The following is a 2261-nucleotide window of genomic DNA, read 5'->3' as shown; positions in this document are numbered from 1 at the left end:
GGCCGCCCGGGGGCGGTCCCGGCGGCGCGGGAGCGGCCGGAGCCTCCTCGGCGCGGGGTGGCGGTGTCAGCGTGACCACGGCGCCTCGTTCCATCGGTCGGCGAACCCGGCGGCGTCACCGGCGGTGAGCAGGGTGACGTCCGGGGGCGCGGTCGGGTGCTCCTCCGATCCGACGACGACGGCGATCAGGCCCGCGTAGCGGTCGCCGAGCCGCCCGAACGACCGCAGGTCCTCGGCGGTGAGCGCGCCGCTGACCAGGACCGCGGTGTCACCGGCGGGACGGGTGCGGGCCAGGAGCAGGGCGCGGTGCAGGTCGGCCCCCGGAGTGCTCCGGGCCTCGGAGAGCAGGTCGAGCAGCGGGGGCAGGCCGCCCGTGCTCTCCCTGCCCCTGCCGCTGGCCAGGCGCAGTTCGCAGTGCAGGGACGAGCGGACGGCGGTGGCCACGATGGAGGCCGCCGCGCCGGCCACCTCGTCCAGGCGGGCCTCGCCGCCGGGTGTGGGGCGGTCGTCGACGATGACGCAGATCCGGGTCTGGGAGGTGTCGATGTACTCGCGCACGACGAGCTTGTCCAGCCGCGCGGAGCTGCGCCAGTGGACGTGGCGCAGGTCGTCGCCCGGCACGTAGTCGCGCAGGGTGTGGAAGGTCAGGGTGCCCGCGGGCGCGCCGTCCGCCGCGCCGTCGGGGTCGGCCACGCGGCCGATCGGGACGGCCCGCAGGTGCTCCCAGCGGGGGTGCACCCAGACGCGTTCGGTGCCGCCGTGGTCCCGGCGCAGCGAGGCCAGTCCCAGCGGGTCGGAGCGCCCGGCCCGCAGCGGCCCCAGTTCGACCACCCCGCGGCGCAGGGCCCCGATCCGGTAGTCGGAGCCGCCGGTGGCGCGCGCGGCCAGGGGGCGCAGCGGCACCGCGCGCTCGCCGTCGGAGCCGAGGACGCGCTCACTGACCTGCACGGAGCGCCGTCCGGTGTTGATCGCCTCGACCCGCACGCGCACGGTGGCGCCGGGGGAGGTCCGGGTGGTGGAGGCCGAGCGCTGGACGCGCACCGCGGCGGGGCGCCCCACCAGCAGCACCGCCACGGCGACCACGGTCACGGCGACGCCGCCGAGCAGCGCGATCTCCTGGTACTGGGACAGGACGCCGACCGCGAGCAGGAGCACGCCCGAGCAGGCGACCAGCCATCCCCGTGTCGTTGGCATCAGCGGCTCGCCGGGGCTCCCGGGTGGCGCGGCGGCGGCGCCGGGGTCTCCTTCAGGATCTCCTCCAGCACGTCGGCTCCGCCGCGTCCGCCGACCGAGGCCTCCGGGGACAGCACCAGGCGGTGCGCCCACACCGGCCGGGCCAGGAGTTTGACGTCCTCGGGCTCGACGAAGGGGCGGCCCGAGGTGAGCGCGAGCATCCTCATCGCCCGCACCATGGCCACCGTCGAGCGGGTGGACAGGCCCACGCCCAGCGCCGGGTGGACGCGGGTGGCGTGGGCGATGCGCAGGACGTACTCGTAGACCGAGTCCTGGACGTGCACCCGGTCCGCGGTCCGCCGCATGAGGTCCATCCGCTCGGCGCCGGTGCTGGGCCTCAGGTCCTCGGGCGAGACGAGCCGGTCGCCGCGGATGATGGCGAGTTCGCTGGCGGGGTCCGCGTAGCCCAGGGAGAGCCGCATCAGGAACCGGTCCATCTGCGCCTCGGGCAGCCGGTAGGTGCCCGACATCTCCACCGGGTTCTGGGTCGCCACGACCAGGAACGGTGAGGGCACCTGGTGGCCCGCGCCGTCCACGGTGACCGTGCGCTCCTCCATGACCTCCAGCAGGGCCGCCTGGGTCTTGGGCGAGGCCCGGTTGATCTCGTCGGCGATGACGACGTTGGCGAAGACCGGGCCGGGGTGGAACTCGAACTCCCGCGTGGCCTGGTTGAAGACCGTGACGCCGGTGACGTCGGAGGGCAGCAGGTCGGGGGTGAACTGGATCCGCCGCCAGACGCCGTCCACGCTGGCGGCCATGGCGCGGGCGAGCGTGGTCTTGCCGGTGCCGGGGACGTCCTCCAGCAGGATGTGGCCCCGGGCGAGCATGGCGACCAGGGCCAGGCGTACGACCTCGGCCTTGCCGAGGACGGCCGACCCGACGGAGGCCGCGATCCCGTCGAACTCGTCCGCGAGGACCACCGCTTCGTCCGCCGTCACCGGTGCGGGCGGGCCGGAAAGGGCATGGGTGTTCACAGAGAGGGCGTCTTTCCGCGTGGGGTGGTGGGGTGGAGCTGCGCCGTCGTCGCC

The 2261-nt window shown here is 75.5% G+C and carries 2 protein-coding genes; both read right to left on the bottom strand.

What is annotated here, in order from left to right; all coding sequences use genetic code 11:
* Positions 1-66: 66 nt before the first annotated feature.
* Positions 67-1194 (bottom strand): DUF58 domain-containing protein, encoded by a 1128-nt coding sequence (locus DQW06_RS18100; protein WP_117198963.1) that lies wholly within the window; start codon positions 1192-1194, stop codon positions 67-69.
* A complete protein-coding gene (locus DQW06_RS18095) occupies positions 1194-2153 on the bottom strand; it encodes a MoxR family ATPase (RefSeq protein WP_117198962.1) in 960 nt (319 codons plus the stop codon). Before DQW06_RS18095 ends, DQW06_RS18100 begins: the two co-directional genes overlap by 1 nt.
* Positions 2154-2261: the final 108 nt, after the last annotated feature.

Source organism: Nocardiopsis sp. TNDT3 (genome assembly GCF_003427465.1).
GTDB classification, from domain to species: Bacteria; Actinomycetota; Actinomycetes; order Streptosporangiales; family Streptosporangiaceae; genus Nocardiopsis; species Nocardiopsis dassonvillei.
Note: the sequence above shows the minus strand (reverse complement) of the source record. Positions and strands in the feature narration are given on the sequence as shown.